Here is a 21,044-nt window from a genome sequence, read left to right on the forward strand (position 1 = left end):
CTGGCAGCCGAATGCGAGCTTCTGCGAGAGCGCCCCCGACAGACTCTCATCGGCGACAAGAACTACTTCGGCCGTGGTTTCGAACGCGAACTGTCAGAGCATGGAGTCCAGTTGCTGCGGCCTGCCCGTAAAGGTGAACGGGAACGGCCTGGCGCAGCCCTGTTCAAGCCGCTGCGACAGGTCATCGAATCGATCAACGAGACCTTCAAGGGACAGCTTGACCTCGAACGGCACCGAGGGCGCACACCCGGAGGTGTCATAGCCCGCGTCATGCAACGCATCCTCGCGCTGACCGCCGCGATCTGGCACAACGACTCCACCGGACAAACCGTCCTACGCTCACTGATCGCCTACGATCACTGACCCCTTGGACTAGATCATCTAGGCAAGCACCCCCGACTGCTCGGGGGTGGGTTCGGGTTTCACCGAGGGCGGCGGGTCTCTGTCAGCGGCGTGAGGATCCCGCCGCTGTGCCCGGCCGCCACCCCACGGTGGCCGGGCACAGCTACGCCCTACCGCGAGCGGCGTCCAGAGTCCGAGGGGACTTCCCGATGCCCGATCGGCTTAGATGGCGTCATGTCGCTAGCTGATCTGCCTCCGGAGGTCCGCAAGGCTGTCGTCGCCGAGCGCCGGGAGGAGCTTGCCTCGTTCTGGCCTGGCGTGCACGGTGCCGGCGCTCGGACCACGATCAAGATGTATCCGCTGCTGTACGCCGACAAGCCCGAGTACGGGCACGCCCTGATCCGGGCGACAGACGACAAGCGGCTGCGCCGGATCGTGGAGGCGTTCGGGAAGTGCTGGCGCCGGGAGCTGGGCTACGACTTCCCACCGTTCGATGCGGACTTCGTCGACCACGAGGGGAGGCTCAACAGGGCTGAGGTGGTGCTGTTCGACGCGCAGGAGACGATGGCCACCTTCGCGATCGCGGCCGGCGCGGCGGGCCTGTCCATGGTGGAGGGGCGGCGCCAACTGGATTGGATCTGGCTGCACCCCTTCGAGCGCGGCCGTCGCCTCATGGGCATCGCGTGGACTGATCTCGAGGCCGCCTACGGCAACGACTTCCTTGTCCAGCCTCCGCTCTCGCATGCTATGCGCGGCTTTCTGGAAAGGTGCGGCGTCGACCGTGAGCGCTGGGAGCACAAGCGTCAGTAGCCGCCAGGCCAGGCGGCAAGAAGCGCACACCCCCCGGGGAGCTGGAGGGCCATTGCGGTCTTCCAGCTCCCCTTTTTCATGCCGTGGTGCATGCCGGGTGGCTGCGGCGTGCGTCGTCGACGGCTGCGGGAGCAGCTCCTCGTGCTCGCCGTCGAGTCCGTGCAGGCTTGCTCAGCAACGACGACCGAGGGACACGCGGGTCGTCACGGCCCTCGGCGAGCTGGGCCTTGCGAAGGACGGCGACCGAACCCTCCCGGAAGCCACAGTGATCGCGGGGGTCGGCGCCTGGCGGACATGGGGGCGCAATGCCATCGTTCTCGACTGGTTGCCGGCGAAGGAGGGCCGCACAGATCGGTGAGTGCTTTCCCTTCTTCGCGACCCTGGCTGACCTGGGCTACCTCGCCGCCGACGGACCTTAGCCGTCCCCGTCCGCCGCTGCCCCCGCGACGACATCTCGGTCACCGAGAAGTCGCTGAACCGAGCACACGGAGGAAGGTCTTGCCGGCGGCAGCACCTTCAGCTGAACGAGTGGGGTCCGATTGGCGCCAAGGGGCTGGTAACCATGATGTAGGACCAGCCCTGTCACAAGGCGTCGCGGCCGGGAACGGCGGCGGCCGCCTCTAGGTCACCGCGCAGAGATCGGCGATCTCGCAACTGTCGCAGGGGCGCGGGGAGCCCGACGAGTTTGTTGAAGGTCCGATCAGTTTCGGTTCCCAGCCGCTGCCTGTCAGTGACCTTCGGGGCCTTTGAAGATGTCCGGCGCCTATCGCCAAGTGCTTCCCGGCCGCAGTCGTGCGAGCGATTGACAGGCTTCCCTGTCGTCAGGTTAGCCTGTCTCTATGCTTGCTTCCGCCTTCCGTGACCCCGCACCCGCCGATATCCACGAACTGACCGAAGCCGTGCGGCGCACGGCACATATACTCGCCCGCCGCATCTGCACACACCCTTGGCCTGACGACTCTTCCGCCATGGGCTCCCCCCACAGCCTGGCCACCCTCAGGGTTCTGCGAGCGATCGACGAACTGGTCGGTGACTTGGCGGCCGAGGCGGCCCACGCCGCCGGCCACGACCAACCGGGCGCCAGCTACACCGACCTCGGCAACGCATGGGGAATCACCAAGCAGTCGGCAGCCACCAAGTGGCGTGGCGCCGTGCCACCGAAAACCGGTGCGAGCACGACGATCACAATTCGCGGCCGCGCCGCCGAGATCTTCCGCCTGCCCGACGGAGACTGGTCGTGGCGCAGCACCCGCAGCGACGGCACCCCTTGCCAAGCCGAGGAACCCTACCCGGATGATGGCGAGGCCACCGCCGCGGCCTGCGACTTCCTCCGCGGCATCACCACCCCACCGACCGCCGCAGAGCGCAGTGGTGCCGTGGCCGCTGACGCCGCCCACCGCGAGCGGCTGACCGAGCTGACGCGCCTGGTGGAACATCTCGTCCTGGACATCAGTCTGCGGGATGACGCGCCGGGCATCACTCCGGACCAGGCCCGTAAGATCATGGGCTTGCTCGACAGCCACCAGATCCACGCCAGCCCGCAGCACAGGTCGCGGGAAGTCGGTCTGGCGTACGCAGACGCCTCGCAACTCGTTGCGTCGCTCGAAAACGCCTTGGCGGATCTATATCAAAAGCTGCGCGAGGTTGCCATGTCTGGTTCCGACACCTATGGCATCCCCCGCCATTACCTGCGGGAAGCGCACGAGCTGTTGGACTACGTCCGGCCGCACACCGACTGACTGTGATTGCCGCTTCTGATAATCAGCGTTCTCTGAAGCCGAACTGCGCTCTAGTCAGCGCCCGACTCGGGAGTGGCACACAACTACCCTGCCAGGACAACGCCTACCGGACGAGACCACGGCTGCACGGCCACCCGACCGCACCCGAACATCACCTTCCCTACCACCCCCTCGACGGTGAACTCCCATGACCGATGATCCCGCGTCCTCTCCCATGGCCGCAGACGTTGAGAATCTGCGCGAGCGCCTGGCGGTCTATCGCGAAGTCAGCGCCGACCTGCCCCAGATTCTGGCCGACCTCAACGCAGCCGGCCTCGCCCCTCCACCCTCGCCGAGGAAGCGGTCTGCCCCTCGATGCAGTGTGTGAGATCCTCAACCTCCCAACCCCTCCAGGAGCGTCTGGGCGAACTCAGAACACCGACCCAGAACCTGATCGCTATGTTTCGCCTGCGGCCGACCCTTTGCCCGATGACCAGGCACGCGAGGCCATCGCCACGCTGGAAGCTCACGGCATTCAGCTCGCGACGCAGCCCGACGGACAGCCCCACGACCTGCGATGCACAGCAGGTGCGCACACACCTCGAAGTCGCCCTGTCCCGCGTGCCTGAGAACTTGCACAACCAGGTGCAGGCAGGAGGCACCCAGAACCGAACTAATGAGATCCGGGTGAACTTGTTGTGGGAGGCGTACCAACTCCTTGACGGCGTCTGCACCAACGGCTGCGGGCGTGGCGCTCTGACCGCAGCCCCATACGCACCAGTCGCAGGCCCCTTCCACCGAGACCGCACCGCACCCGGCCCAACCTCACGTGCTCGGCACACACGCGGCAGCGGCGGTCGTTGATCCCGGTCACAGCGTCAATGGCCCCAGCGGCCCTTCCCCAAGACGATGACGGCGCCCCCCAAGGCGGCGCTCGACCTCCCGAAAACAGCCGACCATCAGGAGATTCCGCATACCGAATGCGATGGCCCTGCTTGCCTAGTTCACCGCGAGCTGCGAGGTGTCGGTGCAGTCACGCCCGCTCTCTGTCCAGCGCCGGGAGTGTTCGGCGGGCGATTTCGCGGCCGATCGGGAGGGATCCGGTCGCCGCGGGGGACGGGGCGTTCAGGACGTGGATCACGCCGGGGGACTCCGTGATGACGAAGTCGTCGACCAGCGTCCCGTCCGGCAGCACCGCCTGGGCCCGTACGCCCGCCGGGGCCGGTGTCAGGTCCTCGTCCGCGACGTCCGGGAGCAGCGTCTCTGATTGGCTTAGGGATACCGTGTCAGACGCAGTACCGGGACAGGGGGTTACGCCCTGTATGGGCCAATCGTCTTCGTGCCCTGGTGCCGGAGTGCTGCCGCGAAGCGGCGTTTCCGGCCCGTGTGAGCACGTCCCTCCGGACGCTGGCCGGTCAGAGGTGTGCGGCCTGACCGGGGAGGGTGCCCGACGTCGCCTGGGCGCCGGGCGTGCGCCTCACACTCTGCCACAGCATCGCTACGGATGGCTAATCCAACTGGTGAGCCTGCGCACCGCCTCCGCGAAGGCGTGCTTGGGTCAGATGGACGCCGAGGAAGGGGAACCGGGGGTCGGGCACCGGGTAGACGAGGCCGCGGACCAGGTCCCGCCGCTCTGGCACCAGCTCGTAGTACTCCCCGCGGAAGGGCACGATCCGCATGCCGGGGTCGTCGCCCGCGAGCCGCGCCACCTGGTCGCAGTGCAGCCCTGCGCAGTTGACCAGCGCGCGCGCCCGGAGCACGGTCCCGTCCGCCGTACGGACCGCGATCCGGGAGGCCCGGCGTCCGATGACCCGGACCTCGGCCCCGTTCCGGATCCGCCCGCCCGCGTTCTGGACGAGCCCGGCCAGCCGGTCCGCTACCGCCGTGAAGTCGCACACGCCCGTGGTGCACACGTGAATGGCGGCGAGGCCCCGCACATGCGGCTCGCGTTCCGCGATCTGGGCCTGGCCCAGCTGGCGCACCGGAATGCCGTTCTCCCGCCCGCGCTGGACCAGGGCATGTAGCCGCGGCAGCTCGGCCCGCACGGTGGCGACGATCAGCTTGCCGGTCACCTCGTGCGGAATGTCGTGCTCGGCGCAGAACTTGACCATCTCCGTGGCGCCGCGGACCGCGAACCGCGCCTTCAGGGACCCCGGCCGGTAGTAGATCCCGCTGTGGATCACGCCGCTGTTGCGCCCGGTCTGGTGCCGCGCGGGGCCGCTCTCCTTCTCCAGGACGGTGACGCGGGTACCGGGCGCGGCGCGAGCGCGTACGCGGCCGACAGGCCGACGATCCCGCCCCCGATTACCAGCACATCGTGTCCTGTGCCACCGCCACCGCTCCACCTCCACTCAGTTGAGGTCCTGGTGGTGGTCCCGCGCCGTACCGTGTGGCGCGTCGGGACCAACCCGAGCGTGCGAGGGGAGCACCTGTCCGGCCGTGTAGGTGTCAGTCGTCAGGCTGACGAATCCCGGGATGTGCTTTCACGCTCATCCCCGTTACTGAACGAGCAGTCGTCTGCTGCGGAAGCCCCTCAGGCTCACCGTGATCACCGCAGTCCCGCCGGAACGGTCGCGGCTGCCGTCCCGGGGCCCACGCCCAGGGCGAGCGCCGCGAGGAAGTCCTCGCGGGTGTCCACGTCGCGGCGTACGGACTCCACTCCGTGCAGCAGGATCTCGCGCGCCCCGGAGGCTCTGTGCCGGTCCCGGGAGTGCCCTCCGAACGCCGGGGCCAGGTCCACCCCGTGCGCTGCCGCCAGGAATGTCGTGCCGATCCCCGCCGCGTCGGCCAGAAACGTCCGCGGAAATGCCCCGGCCGCCGCCAGAACGCGGGCCAGCTCGGCAGGGCGCAGCGCCGGCAGGTCGGCGTTGAGCGCCGCCACGCGCGCCTCCGGGCGCTCTCCCCGCACCCACCGCGCCCCGTGCGCGAGCGCCGCGTTCAGCCCCGCTCCCGGGGTGTCCGGCAGGGTACGGGCGCCGAGGGCCGACAGTTCGGCCCGCGCGAGCGGATCGTCGGTGACCACCAGCACATCCCGTACGTCCGCACAGCCGAGCGCGGCGGCCACAGTGTCCTGGGCGAACGCGAGCGCGAGGCCGGAGCGCAGGCCGGCCCCCGCCGCCTCGGCGAGCCTGCTCTTGGCCAGTGACAGCGGCTTGAGGGGCACCACAAGGGACCATCCGCCGCCCGCCGCGGCCTCTCCGACTCTTCGCATCGCCCTCCTTCTCAATTCTCAATTGCCCTGAGTTCGGGTCCAAGAGTGGGGGAGGGGCACTGGCGTCGCGCGCTCGACCTCCAGCAGCGGCAGCAGCTCCGGCAGGTGCCCGTCCGATGCCATTGCCGCCTCCTCGCGCTGGGCCGGGACCTCGCCGTACGTGGTCGTCCGGGGGCGGGACGGGCGGCCCGCCGCGTCGGCGATGGCGGCCAGGTCGCGGATCGAGCGGTACGAGCCGTAACTCGAGCCCGCCATACGGGAGATGGTCTCTTCCATGAGCGTGCCGCCCAGGTCGTTGGCCCCGGAGCGCAGCATCTCGGCGGCGCCCTCCGTGCCGAGCTTCACCCAGCTGGTCTGGATGTTGCGGATGTGCGGGTGGAGGAGGAGGCGGGCCATGGCGGTGACGGCGCGGTTGTCACGGGTGGTGGGGCCGGGGCGGGCGATGCCAGCGAGGTAGACGGGCGCGTTGGTGTGGATGAAGGGGAGGGTGACGAACTCGGTGAAACCGCCGGTCTCCTGCTGGATTTGGGCCAGCAGCCTCAGGTGGCCGAGCCAGTGGCGGGGCTGGTCCACGTGGCCGTACATCATCGTCGAGGAGGAGCGGATGCCCAGCGAGTGGGCGGCTCTGATGACCTCGACCCAGGTGGCGGTGGGCAGTTTGCCCTTGGTGAGGATCCAGCGGACCTCGTCGTCGAGGATCTCCGCGGCGGTGCCGGGGATGGTGTCCAGGCCCGCTTCCTTGGCGGCCGCCAGCCACTCCCCGATGGACATCCCCGTACGCGTCGCGCCGTTGACGACCTCCATGGGCGAGAAGGCGTGCACATGCATGCCCGGGACGCGCTCCTTCACGGCGCGCGCGATGTCGAAGTACGCGGTGCCGGGCAGGTCGGGGTGGATCCCGCCCTGCATGCAGACCTCGACCGCGCCGACGTCCCAGGCCTGCTGGGCGCGGTCGGCGACTTGGTCCAGGGACAGGGTGTAGGCGTCGGCGTCGGTACGGCGCTGGGCGAAGGCGCAGAAGCGGCAGCCTGTGTAGCAGACGTTGGTGAAGTTGATGTTGCGGGTGACGATGTAGGTCACCTCGTCCCCGACGGCCGCGCGGCGCACGTCGTCGGCGATCCGGCACAGCGCGTCCAGGGCCGGGCCTTCGGCGTGGAGGAGGGCGAGGGCTTCGGGGTCGGTGAGCCGGGTCGGGTCGTCGGCTGCCACGGCCAGGGCCGACTTCACATCCGCGTCGATACGGGAGGGGGCCATGCCGGGGGCCGCGGCCTCGCGCAGCGCCTCCCAGTCCCCGTAGACCTCGTCGAAGTCGTCGCGGCGGTCGGCGGTGCGGCCTTCGGTGTCGATGGTGTGGTGCAGGTCCGTGCGGCCCGCGGAGGCGAAGGCCTCTTCGGGCTCCTGCCAGGGGCGGCCTTCCACCACGGCGTCCTCGCGCGCGAGGCCGGTGTCCGGCTCGGCCAGGGCGGTCACGTGCGGCAGCAGACGGGGGTCCAGCCAGGGCTCGCCGCGCTGGACGAACTCCGGGTAGACGGCCAGGCGTTCCCGCAAGGAGAAGCCCGCGGCGGCGGAGCGTTCGGCGAGCTCGTCGATCTGCGGCCAGGGACGTTCGGGGTTGACGTGGTCCGGAGTGATCGGAGAGACGCCGCCCCAGTCGTCGATCCCGGCGCCGATGAGCCGCGCGTACTCGTCGTCCACCAGGTTGGGCGGCGCCTGGAGGCAGCCGGAGGGGCCCATGATGTGCCGCGCGACGGCGACGGTGGCGACCAGTTCGTCCAGTTCCGCGTCCGGCATGCCGCGCATCGCCGTGTCCGGCTTGGCGCGGAAGTTCTGCATGATGAGTTCCTGGATGCCGTGGTACGCGCGCGAGACGCGGCGTAGAGCGAACAGCGACTCCGCGCGCTCCTCGTACGTCTCCCCGATCCCGATCAGCAGCCCGCTGGTGAAGGGGACGGAGCTGCGCCCGGCGTCCTCCAGGACGCGCAGCCGGACGGCCGGCTCCTTGTCCGGGGAGCCGTAGTGCGGCCCACCGGGCTCGCTCCACAGCCGGGTCGCCGTGGTCTCCAGCATCATGCCCATCGACGGGGCGACGGGCTTGAGCCGCTGGAAGTCCGTCCACGTCATGGCGCCGGGGTTGAGGTGCGGCAGCAGCCCGGTCTCCTCCAGGATGCGGATCGACATCGCGCGTACGTACGCGATGGTGTCCCCGTATCCTTCGGCCTCCAGCCACTCGCGGGCCTCGGGCCAGCGATCCTCGGGGCGATCCCCCAGCGTGATCAGCGCTTCCTTGCAGCCCAGTTCCGCACCGCGCCGGGCGATGGCCAGGACCTCATCGGGGGACATGAACGCCCCGTGGCCCGCCCGGCGCAGCTTGCCGGGGACGGTGGCGAAGGTGCAGTAGTGGCACTTGTCCCGGCACAGCCGCGTGAGCGGGATGAAGACGCTCTTGGAGTACGTGATGACGCCGGGGCGGCCCGCGGCTTCCAGTCCGGCGTCGCGCACACGGGCCGCGGATGCGCACAGGTCCTCCAGGTCCCCCCCGCGGGCCTGGAGGAGCACGGCGGCCTCGACGACGTCCAGCGCCACGCCGTCGCGGGCACGGCGCAGCGCCCGCCGCATGGCATTCGCCGTCGGTGCGGACTGCTCGGACCCCTGCGTGCTCGTCGTCATCCTCGTCGAGTGAGCTGGTAGTCGATGCGCGAGTCCGACCGGTGCAGGTTGTGCGTGCCGGGCAGGGAACCGAACTCGGGCGGAGCTTCGAGGTCCTTGATGCCATCAGGGAACTCCGGCTCCTCCCGCTTCCGGCGGAGGTAATCGAGATCGAGTTCAGCAGTGAGGATCCCGGGGCCGTCCAGGGTGCCGTGGACCCTGTCCGGTGCGGCGATCATGGCGTAGCCGCGGTTCAGTCCGGTGGCCAGGTCGAGGGGCTTCAACTCTTTGGTCACATGCTTCTTGCGCAGCGGACCGTCGAAGAGGTTCACGGTCGTGGCGGTGTAGATGACATTTTCGCCGGCGCGCGCCTTCGCCTGGGTCTGCCATGCATCCTTGAATCCGAGGTCATCGATCATGATGCCGGCAGGGAACACGCAGATATCGGCACCCCGGGTGGCGTATGTGCGAGCGATCTCGGGGACGTAGACCTCGCTGCAGATGCCCACACCGAGCTTTCCCCAGCCCATGTCGAACACTGGCAACTCGTGCCCGGGGACAAAGTCGAAATCCCAGAAAGCCCCTCCGGCGTACAGGCCGTTGTAGTAGTTGGCCAACGGGTCCTGCGTGCCCTCCGGGTCCTCCGGGTTCGCCGGGCCCGGGTGGGTGCGCAGGTAGCGGCCACGGATCTCTCCGTCACGTCCGATCACGACGGCGGCGATGTGGTAGGCCCGCTCGCCGCCAGGGGCCTTCACTGTCGTGCCGAAGACCACGTCGATGCCGTGGCGCTTCGCCGCCTGGCGCATCGGCTCGATGACCTCGTAGCGGTGCTTCCAGGACACGGGGCCGGGGGAGGTCTCGGGGAATACGGCTATGTCTGCCTTCATCCGCGCTGCCTCGGCGACGTGGCCGAGGCCGTCGTCGAGCATCCTCGGGGCCTCGGGGCCGCCATAGGCTTGCGATTGGATCATTGCGAGCCGCAGGGATTTCTGTCTCATAGGGACCTCCGAACTTTTGTGGTGGTGACGGTGCGGGCGCGTCTGGCGCAGGTTGCGCAGTCCCGCTGTGGTCACGGGGGCGTCGGCTGATGATCGGCGTACTCGATCTCGATCCAGAGCGCGGTCACGGTTTCGTCACCGCGGTTTACCAGTCGGTGTGGCGTGGAGGAGTCATACGAGATGGAGTCGCCCGCGTTCAGGACGTGGGTCTCGGTCCCTTGCTCACGCTCTAGCAGGACGTCGAGGGTGCCGGAGATGACGCGGCCGAGTTCCCAGCCAGGATGCCGCATGTACCCCGTCCTGGTCGAAGCTCCTCCAGGCTCATAGACGATGTCTTTGCTACTCGCCCTCGGCATGCCGGCATGACCCGGCGCGCCGGCATTAAACCCCCAGCGCACTCCGTGCTCGAGGTCGATAACGCGCTGGCCTTCCTTGCGCACCACCGTCGTGGCCGTGGTGGCCAGGGGCGGCTGAGCAGCAGCAGCGGTCACAGGCGTCGGGTCGTTGCTGGCGATGCCGAAAAGAACGCTGTCATCCGTCACGTGCAGTTGAGCGCAGAGGCTTTGCAAGGTTCCCACGGACGGCACATCGACGCCCCGTTCGAGGTTGGAGAGGTATGGCCGCGAGATCTCGGCCAAATCGGCAAGTTGCTTCTGCGTCAGGTCTTCCTTGTTGCGCGCGGCAGCCAGTCGCTTCCCCTGCTCGGGCCCCCACTCTTCGATCTTGCGCTTCGCTGCCACTCGGGGCTCCTCCTGAAGAGTCTTGGACCGCGGGCCGGTCGAGCCGGCGGTGACCATCGGTTGGGGGGAGCTGGTCCTCCCCGCCTCATGCGGTGTAACCAGTGTAATGAAGTCTTGTTTGGTCATGCATACGGGAGCTTCGGCCGGGCCTGCATGTCTGTGACCTTTGGGTAACCGCTGATCATCCAGTAATGAGTGGTGCTCCGCAGGCTGCGACGTGATCTCCGGATCTTAACTTCTGGGCCGTCATCCCCTTGACACGTTGTACAGGTCTACCCGACATTTGTAAAGTAAACATTACACGGTTGGTGGCGGTGGGTGCGGCTTTCAGCGACACCGCACCGGCACGACGGAGGAGCACCACCACCTCAGCGATGCGGGAGGCCAAGACCATGCAGGCCGAGCAGCACATCCCATGCCAGCCGATCGGCAAGACGACGATCATGACCGGTGCCCGTTCCGGACGAGATGCTGGTGTCGCCGGTGCCCCGGCAGCTGCCGAGGCACGGCTTACCGGGGTACGTCGCGGCAGCACGCGCCGCTGTGCCGCCCCCTGGGGCATCCGGCCTGCCGGTGACGCTGTCCAGAAGGTCGCTCCCGACATTCCCATATCCGACGCACCTGGACACAGGCTCCCTGCGGCCCAGAAGCCGTACGGATCCATCCCGATCCACGGCACCAGAGTCTTCCGCGCGGGCGCGCGGTGTCGCCAGCACCGGCGGAAGATGCCCTCGGCGGCTCGTGGGCCGGTCCCGCCCGCGGCAGGGCGTTCCCCCGGCGTCGCAGAGGGTGAGCTGCCATGTTCCGGAATGCACCCGCCGACGCCGGGGTCGACCCCCAGGCCGCTGATGGTGCAGGTCTGCCGATCTCATCCCGTGGGTGGCCGGTGTCCAGCGTGACCCAGCCGCAGCTGCTGGGAGCGCTGGTCCTGCTCAGCGCTCTGTTCACGGTGCTGTTCCCGGCCACCGACGTCATCCACGTCATGTGCCGCGGGCGGCACGTCGCCAGGCTGCCGGGGGCCGAGGCCACCTACCGCGACATTCTCGCCCACTCCCTTCCCTGACCGCAGAATCGAGGAGCCCCATGGGCATAGCAACGTATGGGACCAACGCCGTCGACTGGGAACAACGCGTCGACATGGATCGCCTGCGCACCGAGCGGCTGCAACGCCTTCAGGCCCAGCTGGAAGCCTCAGAGCTCGGGGCACTGCTGACGTTTGATTTCCACAACATTCGCTACATGACCGCCACTCACATCGGCACCTGGGCGATGGACAAGCTCATCCGTTTCGCGCTGCTGCCACGCGGTGGGAAGCCCGTCGTGTGGGATTTCGGCTCCGCCGCACGCCATCACCAGCTCTACAACCCCTGGCTGGAGGGCAGAGCGCACGCCGGTCTGTCCACCCTGCGAGGAGCCATGCCCCCGCAGGCCGGCCGCGCCGAGGACGTGGCCAGCAAGGTGCATGCCGTTCTGGCCGAACACGGCCTGGAGAACGAGCCGGTCGGCGTGGACATCGCCGAAATGCCGGTGCTGGCGGCCTTGGGGGACCGGGGGCTGACTGTCACCGACGGCCAGCAGGTGTTCCTCAGCGCCCGGCGGATCAAGACCAAGGACGAAATCACCCTGCTGACGACGGCGGCCAGCATGGTCGATGCCGCCTACCACCAGCTCTACGAGTTCCTGCGCCCCGGCGTCCGTGAGAACGAATGCGTGGGCCTGGTCGCCAAGGTGTTGTTCGACCTGGGCTCCGAGCAGGTCGAAGGCGTCAACGCGATCTCTGGTGAGCGCTGCTCACCGCACCCGCACGTCTTCTCGGACAAGATAATCCGCCCCGGTGATCCGGCCTTCTTCGACATTCTGCACTCCTACCAGGGCTATAGGACCTGCTACTACAGGACTTTCGCCGTCGGCAGCGCCTCACGGGGCCATCGGGACGCCTACCGTCGCTGCCGCGAGTACATGGACCAGGCCATCGCGCTGGTCAAGCCTGGCGCCACCACGGCCGACATCGTCTCGGTGTGGCCCCGAGCCGAAGAGTTCGGCTTCGCCAACGAGGAGCAAGCGTTCGGGCTGCAGTACGGCCACGGCGTGGGCCTGTCCATCTGGGAAAGGCCCATCTTCTCCCGCCTGAACTCCCTCGACTACCCCGAGGTCCTCGAGGAGGGCATGGTCTTCGCCCTGGAAACGTACTGGCCAGCCCCCGACGGTACGGCGGCACGCATCGAGGAAGAGCTCGTCGTGACCCGTGACGGGTGCGAGGTCATCACGCTGTTTCCCGCCGAAGAACTGTTGACCACAGGCCCCCGCTACCACGCTGTCGGCGGCGATCTGCCGATTGTGCGTGACCCCCAATCCCACCGCAACACCCAAATATCCGGAGGTGAGTGACGTGACGACCCCCGGCCACCAGGAGGCGGCATCGCCGTCGGCTCCCGCCAGCCAGGACGACCTGCTGGCGATGCTGGAACAGATGGCGGTCATCCGCTACACCGAGAAAGCCGCCTACGACCTGTTCATGAAGGGCCTGGTGAAGGGCACCACCCACCTGGCCGCCGGCCACGAAGCGATCGCCGTCGGCGCCAGCGCGGCACTCCGGCCCGACGACTACGTTTTCGCCACCTACCGCGGCCACCACCACGCCCTCGCCCGCGGGCTGTCGCCCGAAGCTTGCCTGGCCGAGCTGATGAGCCGCGCCACCGGTTCCAGTCGCGGCAAGGGCGGCAGCATGCACATGACCCACGCCAAGGGCAACATGCTCGGCTCCTACGCGATCATCGGAGCCCACCTGCCCATGGCCTCCGGTGCGGCGTGGTCCGCGCAACGACGGGGCACCGAGCAGATCGCCGTGGCCTTCTTCGGCGACGGTGCGACGAATATCGGCGTGTTCCACGAGACGTTGAACCTCGCCGCGGTCTGGAAGCTGCCGGTGCTGTTCATCTGCGAGAACAACCTCTATATGGAGTACACCTCGATCGCCTCGGTCACGGCGGTGGAGCACCCGGCTGCGGACCGCGCACCGGCCTACAACATGCCGGCAGAGATCGTGGACGGCAACGACGTTCTCGCGGTGCGCGATGCCGTCGCGCGGGGTGCCGCACGCGCCCGTGCCGGTAAAGGCCCGACGATCATCGAGGCGCTCACCTACCGGCACTACGGGCACTCCCGGACAGACCCCGGCAAGTACCGGCCTGAGGAGGAAGTTCGGGAGTGGCTCGCGCCAGAGCGGGACCCTCTGCCACGACTGGAACAGCGCGTCCGCGACACCGGAGCCGACCCCGCCCCCGCCCTGTCCCGAGCTCGCGCCACCGTCGACGCGGCGATCGAAGCCGCCAAGGCCGCCCCACTGCCAGACCCGAGCGAAGCATTCACCGATGTATGGGCCGAGGAGGGAACAAAATGGCGGAACTGATCCCCTATCGCCAGGCCGTCGCCGAAGGTATCGCCCGCGAAATGCGCCGCGACCCCTCCGTCGCCATCGTGGGCGAGGACGTCGGCGCCGCCGGCCACGTGTTCAAGATCACGGCCGGGCTGTTCGAGGAATTCGGCGCCGACCGGGTCCGCGACACCCCGATCAGTGAGCAGGGGTTCCTGGGAATGGCCATGGGTGCCGCCATGACGGGCATGCCCACCATTGCAGACCTGATGTTCGCCGACTTTGCCGCGAACGGTTGGCCATACATCGCCAACGAGATCCCCAAAGTTCGTTATATGACGGGCGGTCAGATCAAGAAGTTGCCGCTGGTCATCCAGTTCGCCAACGGGGGAGGTTTGGGCTTTGGAGCCCAGCATTCGCAGGCGATCGAGTCCTGGCTGCTGACCATCCCCGGTATCCGCATCGTCGCCCCGTCCACCCCCGCCGATGCTACCGGCCTGATGGCCAGCGCCATCCGCGCAGGCGACCCCGTGGCCTACCTCGCACACAAAGCGCTGCTGGCAACCAAAGGCACCCCGGCCCCGCCCGACCACGTGGTGCCGCTGGGCGAGGCCGCCATTCGCCGTGAGGGCCATGATGTGACCCTCGTGGCGCTGGCCTGGTCGGTGCCCCTGGCGCTGCAGGCAGCCGAACAACTGGAGGCAGAAGGCATCTCCGCGGAAGTGATCGACCTGCGCTGCCTCAACCCCCTGGACACGCAAACGGTCAAGACCAGCGTCGCGAAGACCAACCGTCTGGTCATCGTCGAAGAAAATCCCTATCAGGGCGGGTGGGGCGCCACCGTCGCTTCCCTCATCGGCCAAGAATCCTTCACTGACCTCGACGCCCCGATCACCCGGATCGCGGCCGCCAACGTCCCGCTGCCGTTCGCCGACATCCTCGAACAGCAGGTGCTGCCCTCCGTAGCCGGAGTCACCGACACCGTCCGCCAACTCCTGAACACCTGACTATCCACGGTGCTCGGAAGGGAAACGATTCGCCATGACGCACAGCACCAGACCCACACCACCGGCCCCCGACCCCCAGCGCGGCCGGGTCGTGCACGGTGTCGTCGACGGAGAGGGCCTGTACTACGCCGGACTGGCCACGGCCGGACCCTTCGTGTTCATGTCCGGCCTGCCCGTGGACAGCAACGGCACCGAACCGGACGAAACGCGGGTCCCTCCGCCCTACCATCTGGCCCCGGCAGCCCACACCCATCGCCAGACGAACTTCATCTACCACCGCTACGTCGAGCTGCTGCGCGAGGTCGGCTCCTCGCTCGCGGACGTGGTGCAAATCGAGCAGTACATCCGGCGCAAGCCGCACGGCGACCCCTACATCCAGGCCAGCCGTGCCAAGGGATTCCTCGATCGCGGCCGCCCGGCCAGCGCGCTGATCTCCACCGGCCCTCTCTGGCCTAAGCACGCCACGATCGCCCACACGGGCATCGCGGTATCGCCGGCCTACGGCGCCCGCAAGGAAATCGTCCCCGCCCGCCGCGGGCGGCTCGCCACGCTGTGGAAGCGGCTTCTCAGCCTCCTTCCCCTGCCTGTGAAGCAGCTTCTCGGACGGCGTCTTCGCCTGGGCAGGTATCACGAAAGCCTCACCCGCGCCTCCTACGGTGAAGCCCTGGCCGAGGAAGGCCCGTTCAACGAGGTACTGACCGGCGGCGGATACGTATTCACGGTCGGCGACACCGCCGTCGACTGGGAAGCAAGCGACATCCACGCCGACGCCAAAGTGGACGACCTGGTGTGGTGGGGCAGCGAAATCCGCAGCGAAACCGAATTCGTCCTCAGCCGCCTGGAGAGCTACCTGAACCGGGTCGACGCAAGCCTGGACGACGTGGTCCACATGACCGTCTACCTCACCGACCCCGCCGACCTGTACGAGCTGGACCTGGTCTGGCGCCGCCGGTTCCGCACCGACCCGCCCGCCCGTACCGTCATCCCCTGCGCGGGCCTGGGCATCCCCGCCTTCGAAGGCACCGACCTGCACCACCGCGACCGTGCCGTCCGCATGGAACAGATGAGCCAGTCCCTGAGACCCGGCCACGGCTACACCAAACAGGTCGTCAGCACCGGTGTCCGGCCCCTGACTCACGAGACGGAGGCCATCAAGGCCGGGCCCCTGCTGTGGACCTCCGGCCTCCTCGCCGGCGACGCCTCAGGCCTGCACGACACCCGCATCCAGCTCGACTACTTGTTCACCCGTCTCGACGCGATCTGCCAAGCAGGCGGAACCACACTCGACAACCTCGTCCGACTGCGAGCCTTCGTCACCGACCCCGCCGACGGCCACCTCGTCTACGAGGCACTCCGCCAGTTCATCCCCACCGACCCGCCGACCGTCATCGTCACCGGCGTACCCGCGCCCCTGCACGTGCCAGGCGCACGCGTCGTCCTCGATGGCGTCGCCTACGCCCCCGAGCCCTGACACCACCACAGCCCCGCAGCAAGGAAATTCCATGTCCACATGCTCACTCGAGCGCCCGGCCCCCCCGACAACCGCCGAACTGATCGGCAAGCACGGTCTCGGGAAACTGATCAACCACGACGACATCAATCTCACCAACCTGACCCGCCCCCAAGCGCACGCACGCGACAAGGTCCGCGCGGCCCTGGAAGGCCGAGCCGACCCCGAGAAGATCGACGACGCGATTCTGGTCACCGACGAAATCGTCGGGAACGCATTCCAGCACGGCGGCGGCCCGGTCTCCCTCAGCCTCGACATCTACGAGCAGGGCGCCGCCGTAAGAGTCTCCGACCACGGAACTGACACCTGCGCCGTCCCGCCCGTGCCATTCAACCCATCGGCCGACCTGGACGCTGGAGGCCTCATCGACGTGGCCAGGGCGGCGGAGAACGGGCACGGCATGTACCTCGCCAGCCTCCTGGCCACCGCCATGACCACAGAAGAGGCCGACCACGGCAAAACAGTCGTCGCCCTCTTCGCCTTCGCGATCAGCGGTGACCGCCCCGATCCTGCACCGCGGCACCAGCAGGACAGTCCCCGCTCAGGGACAGCACGCCCGACTCACCGCCCTCCGCAGTCCGCGGCACGCCAACCCCGCACAGATCGTTAGGAGCAACAGAAACCATGGCGGCTTCCGTAACCCTGCCGGCGCTCGGTGAGAGCGTGACCGAGGGCACCGTCACCCGCTGGCTGAAAGCCGAGGGCGAGCGGGTCGAGGCCGACGAGCCACTGCTCGAGGTGTCCACCGACAAGGTCGACACCGAGATCCCGGCCCCCGCATCCGGCGTGCTCTCCTCCATCAAGGTGGCCGAGGACGAGACCGTCGAGGTCGGCGCCGAGCTGGCCATCATCGACGACGGTACGGGAGCCCCAGCCGAGGCACCGTCCGCCGAGGCCGCTCCGGCCCCGGCCCCCGCGCCTGCGCCAAAGGCCCCGGAGGCCGAGGCCCCCGCCCCGGCTCCGGCGCCTGCCCCGCCCGCCCCGGCTCCCGCGCCGACGCCCGCTCCCGCTCCCGCTCCGCAGGCTCCGGCCGCCCCGGCCCCGGCTGCCCCGGTCAGTGAGGTCGAGGGCGTGTACGTGACCCCGCTGGTGCGCAGGCTCGCCGTGGAGAACGGTGTGGACCTGGCGACGGTCAAGGGCACCGGCGTCGGTGGCCGCATCCGCAAGCAGGACGTCCTCGCCGCCGCCGAGGCGCTCAAGTCCGCCGCTGCCGCCCCGGCCGCGCCCGCCGCAGCCCCGAAGGCCGCTGCCGTCGAGCCGTCCACCTTGCGCGGCCAGACGGTCAAGATGACCCGCATGCGCAAGGTCATCGGCGACAACATGGTGAAGGCGCTCCACGAGCAGGCCCAACTGACCTCTGTGCTCGAGGTGGACGTCACCAAGATCATGCGGCTGCGCGCCAAGGCGAAGGAGAGCTTCGCGCAGCGCGAGGGCGTCAAGCTCTCGCCGATGCCGTTCTTCGTCAAGGCCGCCGCCCAGGCGCTGAAGGCCCACCCGGCCATCAACGCCAGGGTCAACGAGGCCGAGGGCACCATCACCTACTTCGACACCGAGTCCATCGGTATCGCGGTGGACTCCGAGAAGGGTCTGATGACCCCGGTCATCAAGGGCGCGGGCGACCTCAACATCGCCGGTATCGCCAAGAAGACCGCGGAGCTGGCCGGCAAGGTCCGGGGCAACAAGATCGCCCCGGACGACCTGTCCGGCGCGACCTTCACCATCAGCAACACCGGCTCGCGCGGCGCGCTGTTCGACACGGTCATCGTGCCCCCGAACCAGGCGGCCCTCCTGGGCATCGGTGCGACCGTCAAGCGCCCGGTGGTCATCGACCACCCGGAGCTCGGCGAGACCATCGCCGTCCGCGACATGACGTACCTGTCCCTCTCCTACGACCACCGCCTGGTGGACGGCGCCGACGCCGCTCGCTACCTGGTGGCGGTCAAGGAGATCCTCGAGGCCGGTGAGTTCGAGGTCGACCTCGGCATCTGACCAATTTCGGCTGCGACCCTGCCGGATATCCACTGATGCCCGACGCACCTGCGCGGTACTCCAGCGGCCGTCCGCAAAGGCGCACCACCAGTAGGGAATACCCCATAGGGGTATAAGGATTATGGGATGTGGGGCTCGGGGACGGGCCGCACTGGACGGAATGGGGAAGAAGGTCATGGACCATAGCGCTCACCACGCCGGAACCGCGCACGACCACAACACCCACGAGGGTCACGCGGACCATGCCGCTCACCTCGGCGGGCACACTCACGCAGGAGCCTCCTGGTCAACGGCTGCAAAGGCGACGCTGCACTGCCTGACCGGCTGTGCCATCGGCGAGATCCTCGGCATGGTCATCGGCACCGCCCTGCTGTGGGGCAACGCGCCGACCATGGTCCTCGCGATCACGCTTGCGTTCCTCTTCGGCTACTCGTTCACGCTGTTCGCCGTCCGCCGGGCCGGCCTGGACTTCAAGACCGCGATCAAGGTGGCACTGGCCGCCGACACCGTTTCCATCGCCGTGATGGAACTGGTCGACAACGCCATCATCGCCCTGACCCCAGGTGCGATGGACGCCCACCTGTCGGAGGGGCTGTTCTGGTCGGCCCTCCTGGGCGGGTTCGCGGTCGCCTTCCTGATCACCACACCCGTGAACAAGTGGATGATCGGCCGGGGCAAAGGCCACGCCGTCGTCCACGCCTATCACTGAGGCCGAACCGGCACGCGCCCGTGGCGCCCCCATACCGACAGGGGTGTTCTGGGCGCGCCTCGACCTTCCTCATACGACGCCGACGCGCCCCGCTACCGGGTGGCGGTCAAGGAGATCCTCGAGGCCGGCGAGTTCGAGGTCGACCTCGGCATCTGACTAACTGCATGCTTTGGCCCTGCGGACATCTCAACTCGGCGCTCAGTGAAAGCCACACGCAGCTTCCTGGGCGCCACGATCCCACGCATTGCTGGGACAGGCCCAGGAAGAAGGTAGAAACTTATGGCGACAGCCGACGCTACAGGTGGTGCCCCGCGGAAGATCCCGGCCAAGGACCCGTGGGACCTCCCCGACGTATCCGGCCTGGTGGTCGGTGTGCTCGGCGGCACCGGTGACCAGGGGCGGGGGCTTGCGTACCGGCTGGCCAGGGCGGGCCAGAAGGTGATCATCGGCTCGCGCTCCGTCGAGCGGGCAAAGACCGCCGCCGGTGAGCTGGGCCTGGGCATCGAGGGCGCCGAGAACGCCGACTGCGCGCGGCGCAGCGATGTGGTGATCGTCGCGGTTCCGTGGGAGGGGCACGCCAAGACCCTCGAGACGCTGCGCGAGGTACTCACGGGCAAGCTGGTCATCGACTGCGTCAACCCGCTGGGCTTCGACAAGAAGGGCGCCTACGCGCTGAAGCCGGAGGAGGGCAGCGCCGCCGAGCAGGCCGCGGCACTGCTGCCGGAGGCGCGGGTCACCGCCGCCTTCCACCACCTGTCCGCGGTGCTGCTCCAGGACGAGTTGGTCGAGGAGATCGACACGGATGTGATGGTGCTGGGCGAGTCGCGGGCCGACACCGACCTCGTGCAGGCGCTGGCCGCCCGTATCCCCGGCATGCGCGGGATCTTCGCGGGCCGGCTGCGCAATGCCCACCAGGTGGAGTCGCTGGTGGCCAACCTGATCTCGGTGAACCGCCGCTACAAGGCGCACGCGGGGCTGCGCGTCACCGATGTCTGAGACGCGTCGCCTGCTGGAATCGGCCTCATCTGCCCCCGCACAGCGCCGAGGCCGTAGGCCACGTGCGCCGGGAGCCGCCCGTACTTATCTGTACGTGGGATAAGCGTCCATCACCTTACTTTTCTGCAGCAGGAGAGGGAGCCTGAGGGCATGGATCCTGGCGCGGACCACGGCGTGCAGACGTGCAAGGAGGTCGATGCGGGCATGGCCCGCGTGTTCGGGCTGCTCGGGAAGCGCTGGACCGGACTGATCGTGTGCGTGTTGCTGCAGCGGGCGGTGCACTTCGTCGAACTGCGCAGGGCGATCCCCGGTATCAGCGAGCGCATGCTCTCGGACCGGCTTACCGAACTGGGGGCCGCGGGTCTGGTCGTGCGCGAGGTGGACGACGGGCCGCCGCTGCGCGTGGCCTACCGGCTGACCGAGGCAGGCCGCGCACTGGAGCCCGCCCTCGAGCAACTCGGGCGGTGGGCCGAGCAGCACCTGCCGGTACGGACGGATGTATCCGGAGGACGCCCAAGGAATTTAGTACGTGTCCATCGACAAGGCTCCTGTGATCGTCATGCGGTCGGACGGCTTCCTCAGCTCTTCCTCGGTGCCGACTACCCGGGGCGCACCGCTGCTGTGGCGGTGGGCCGACGATGGCGTGGTCGTCGGTCGTGCCGCTTCATTCGCACTCAACTCGCCGGTAGGCCGGGCACTGCATCCGCCTCGCCCCGGCGACAACACAGCGTGACCACAGCACAGGTCACTGCACATGTCCAAGCGACCGAACTAGGCCGTGTCTCTCAACCTCGTAACCAGGTGATGACCGCTGCCAGCACGGCTGCGGAGCGATAGACGATCGCGAGTTTGTCGTAACGGGTGGCCAGGCCCCGCCATTGCTTGAGCAGGTTGAAAGATCGTTCGATGAGCAAGCCGCAGTGCTGTCATACGTGCGGTTCGACGTCATCGTCTTGGTTTCCTTCCTCGCTTCGGATTATCGTCGCCTGCTGGTG

At 68.4% G+C, this 21,044-nt stretch carries 15 protein-coding genes and 5 pseudogenes; 13 read left to right on the forward strand and 7 right to left on the reverse strand.

Going from position 1 to position 21,044, the window contains the following annotated elements; translation table 11 throughout:
* The 3 genes from ABZW18_RS30795 to ABZW18_RS30805 all read left to right on the forward strand — a co-directional run.
* Window positions 1–363 (forward strand): transposase (locus ABZW18_RS30795; protein WP_356193850.1); only part of this gene is annotated, 363 nt, incomplete at its 5' end.
* A 213-nt stretch (window positions 364–576) separates the two neighbouring features.
* Entirely contained in the window at window positions 577–1,152 is a 576-nt protein-coding gene (locus ABZW18_RS30800) for a hypothetical protein (protein WP_356193852.1), read from the forward strand.
* 839 nt (window positions 1,153–1,991) lie between these two features.
* A complete protein-coding gene (locus ABZW18_RS30805) occupies window positions 1,992–2,891 on the forward strand; it encodes a hypothetical protein (protein ID WP_356193854.1) in 900 nt (299 codons plus the stop codon).
* A gap of 1,012 nt (window positions 2,892–3,903) precedes the next feature.
* Here ABZW18_RS30805 and ABZW18_RS30810 read toward each other — a convergent pair.
* The 6 genes and pseudogenes from ABZW18_RS30810 to ABZW18_RS30835 all read right to left on the reverse strand — a co-directional run.
* Window positions 3,904–4,128: pseudogene (locus tag ABZW18_RS30810) on the reverse strand (L-2-hydroxyglutarate oxidase); the annotation flags it as partial.
* 298 nt (window positions 4,129–4,426) lie between these two features.
* Window positions 4,427–5,184, reverse strand: a pseudogene (gene lhgO, locus ABZW18_RS30815) (L-2-hydroxyglutarate oxidase); the annotation flags it as partial.
* 234 nt (window positions 5,185–5,418) lie between these two features.
* Entirely contained in the window at window positions 5,419–6,081 is a 663-nt protein-coding gene (gene cofC / locus ABZW18_RS30820; protein WP_356193856.1) for a 2-phospho-L-lactate guanylyltransferase, read from the reverse strand.
* Between the two features lie 18 nt (window positions 6,082–6,099).
* Window positions 6,100–8,748 carry a bifunctional FO biosynthesis protein CofGH gene (locus tag ABZW18_RS30825; RefSeq protein ID WP_356193858.1) on the reverse strand — a complete coding sequence of 883 codons (2,649 nt, stop codon included), beginning with the start codon at window positions 8,746–8,748 and terminating at the stop codon, window positions 6,100–6,102.
* Window positions 8,745–9,725, reverse strand: a complete 981-nt coding sequence (locus ABZW18_RS30830) for a carbon-nitrogen hydrolase family protein (RefSeq protein ID WP_356193860.1) — start codon at window positions 9,723–9,725, stop codon at window positions 8,745–8,747. Before ABZW18_RS30830 ends, ABZW18_RS30825 begins: the two co-directional genes overlap by 4 nt.
* A 71-nt stretch (window positions 9,726–9,796) precedes the next feature.
* The gene (locus ABZW18_RS30835) at window positions 9,797–10,465 is read right to left on the reverse strand and encodes an XRE family transcriptional regulator (protein ID WP_356193863.1); all 669 of its coding nucleotides are present in this window, start codon (window positions 10,463–10,465) and stop codon (window positions 9,797–9,799) included.
* A gap of 895 nt (window positions 10,466–11,360) precedes the next feature.
* Here ABZW18_RS30835 and ABZW18_RS30840 point away from each other — a divergent pair.
* The 10 genes and pseudogenes from ABZW18_RS30840 to ABZW18_RS30885 form a co-directional block, all read left to right on the forward strand.
* Window positions 11,361–11,528, forward strand: coding sequence for a hypothetical protein (locus ABZW18_RS30840; protein ID WP_356193866.1), 168 nt, complete (start codon window positions 11,361–11,363; stop codon window positions 11,526–11,528).
* A gap of 20 nt (window positions 11,529–11,548) precedes the next feature.
* Window positions 11,549–12,853, forward strand: coding sequence for a Xaa-Pro peptidase family protein (locus tag ABZW18_RS30845; protein WP_356193868.1), 1,305 nt, complete (start codon window positions 11,549–11,551; stop codon window positions 12,851–12,853).
* Between the two features lies 1 nt (window position 12,854).
* Window positions 12,855–13,874 carry a thiamine pyrophosphate-dependent dehydrogenase E1 component subunit alpha gene (locus ABZW18_RS30850; protein WP_356193871.1) on the forward strand — a complete coding sequence of 340 codons (1,020 nt, stop codon included), beginning with the start codon at window positions 12,855–12,857 and terminating at the stop codon, window positions 13,872–13,874.
* The gene (locus tag ABZW18_RS30855; RefSeq protein WP_356193873.1) at window positions 13,862–14,845 is read left to right on the forward strand and encodes a pyruvate dehydrogenase complex E1 component subunit beta; all 984 of its coding nucleotides are present in this window, start codon (window positions 13,862–13,864) and stop codon (window positions 14,843–14,845) included. Before ABZW18_RS30850 ends, ABZW18_RS30855 begins: the two co-directional genes overlap by 13 nt.
* Window positions 14,846–14,879: 34 nt before the next feature.
* On the forward strand, window positions 14,880–16,316 hold the full coding sequence (locus ABZW18_RS30860; RefSeq protein ID WP_356193876.1) for a RidA family protein: 1,437 nt from the start codon (window positions 14,880–14,882) through the stop codon (window positions 16,314–16,316).
* Window positions 16,317–16,347: 31 nt separating this feature from the next.
* Window positions 16,348–16,965, forward strand: coding sequence for an ATP-binding protein (locus tag ABZW18_RS30865; protein WP_356193878.1), 618 nt, complete (start codon window positions 16,348–16,350; stop codon window positions 16,963–16,965).
* Window positions 16,929–18,344, forward strand: a pseudogene (gene sucB, locus ABZW18_RS30870) (2-oxoglutarate dehydrogenase, E2 component, dihydrolipoamide succinyltransferase); the annotation flags it as partial. The gene ABZW18_RS30865 and the pseudogene sucB, both read left to right, overlap by 37 nt.
* Window positions 18,345–18,519: 175 nt before the next feature.
* Complete coding sequence (locus tag ABZW18_RS30875) at window positions 18,520–19,053, forward strand: DUF4396 domain-containing protein (protein ID WP_356193880.1); 534 nt, start codon at window positions 18,520–18,522, stop codon at window positions 19,051–19,053.
* 279 nt (window positions 19,054–19,332) lie between these two features.
* On the forward strand, window positions 19,333–20,049 hold the full coding sequence (npdG, locus tag ABZW18_RS30880; protein ID WP_356193883.1) for an NADPH-dependent F420 reductase: 717 nt from the start codon (window positions 19,333–19,335) through the stop codon (window positions 20,047–20,049).
* A gap of 150 nt (window positions 20,050–20,199) precedes the next feature.
* Window positions 20,200–20,532: pseudogene (locus ABZW18_RS30885) on the forward strand (helix-turn-helix domain-containing protein); the annotation flags it as partial.
* Window positions 20,533–20,834: 302 nt separating this feature from the next.
* Here the strand turns inward: ABZW18_RS30885 and ABZW18_RS30890 are convergent.
* Window positions 20,835–20,957 (reverse strand): annotated as a pseudogene (locus ABZW18_RS30890) (IS5/IS1182 family transposase); the annotation flags it as partial.
* Window positions 20,958–21,044 lie beyond the last annotated feature (87 nt).

The sequence above is a fragment of the Streptomyces sp. NPDC004647 genome, from assembly GCF_040609575.1.
GTDB lineage: Bacteria > Actinomycetota > Actinomycetes > Streptomycetales > Streptomycetaceae > Streptomyces.

Excerpts from the sequence above, each read along its gene's own strand:
- ABZW18_RS30800 (WP_356193852.1), top strand. The coding sequence starts at position 577 with ATGTCGCTAGCTGATCTGCCTCCGGAGGTCCGCAAGGCTGTCGTCGCC.
- ABZW18_RS30805 (WP_356193854.1), top strand. The coding sequence starts at position 1,992 with ATGCTTGCTTCCGCCTTCCGTGACCCCGCACCCGCCGATATCCACGAA.
- cofC (WP_356193856.1), bottom strand. The coding sequence starts at position 6,081 with ATGCGAAGAGTCGGAGAGGCCGCGGCGGGCGGCGGATGGTCCCTTGTG.
- ABZW18_RS30825 (WP_356193858.1), bottom strand. The coding sequence starts at position 8,748 with ATGACGACGAGCACGCAGGGGTCCGAGCAGTCCGCACCGACGGCGAAT.
- ABZW18_RS30830 (WP_356193860.1), bottom strand. The coding sequence starts at position 9,725 with ATGAGACAGAAATCCCTGCGGCTCGCAATGATCCAATCGCAAGCCTAT.
- ABZW18_RS30845 (WP_356193868.1), top strand. The coding sequence starts at position 11,549 with ATGGGCATAGCAACGTATGGGACCAACGCCGTCGACTGGGAACAACGC.
- ABZW18_RS30855 (WP_356193873.1), top strand. The coding sequence starts at position 13,862 with ATGGCGGAACTGATCCCCTATCGCCAGGCCGTCGCCGAAGGTATCGCC.
- ABZW18_RS30860 (WP_356193876.1), top strand. The coding sequence starts at position 14,880 with ATGACGCACAGCACCAGACCCACACCACCGGCCCCCGACCCCCAGCGC.
- ABZW18_RS30865 (WP_356193878.1), top strand. The coding sequence starts at position 16,348 with ATGTCCACATGCTCACTCGAGCGCCCGGCCCCCCCGACAACCGCCGAA.
- ABZW18_RS30875 (WP_356193880.1), top strand. The coding sequence starts at position 18,520 with ATGGACCATAGCGCTCACCACGCCGGAACCGCGCACGACCACAACACC.
- npdG (WP_356193883.1), top strand. The coding sequence starts at position 19,333 with ATGGCGACAGCCGACGCTACAGGTGGTGCCCCGCGGAAGATCCCGGCC.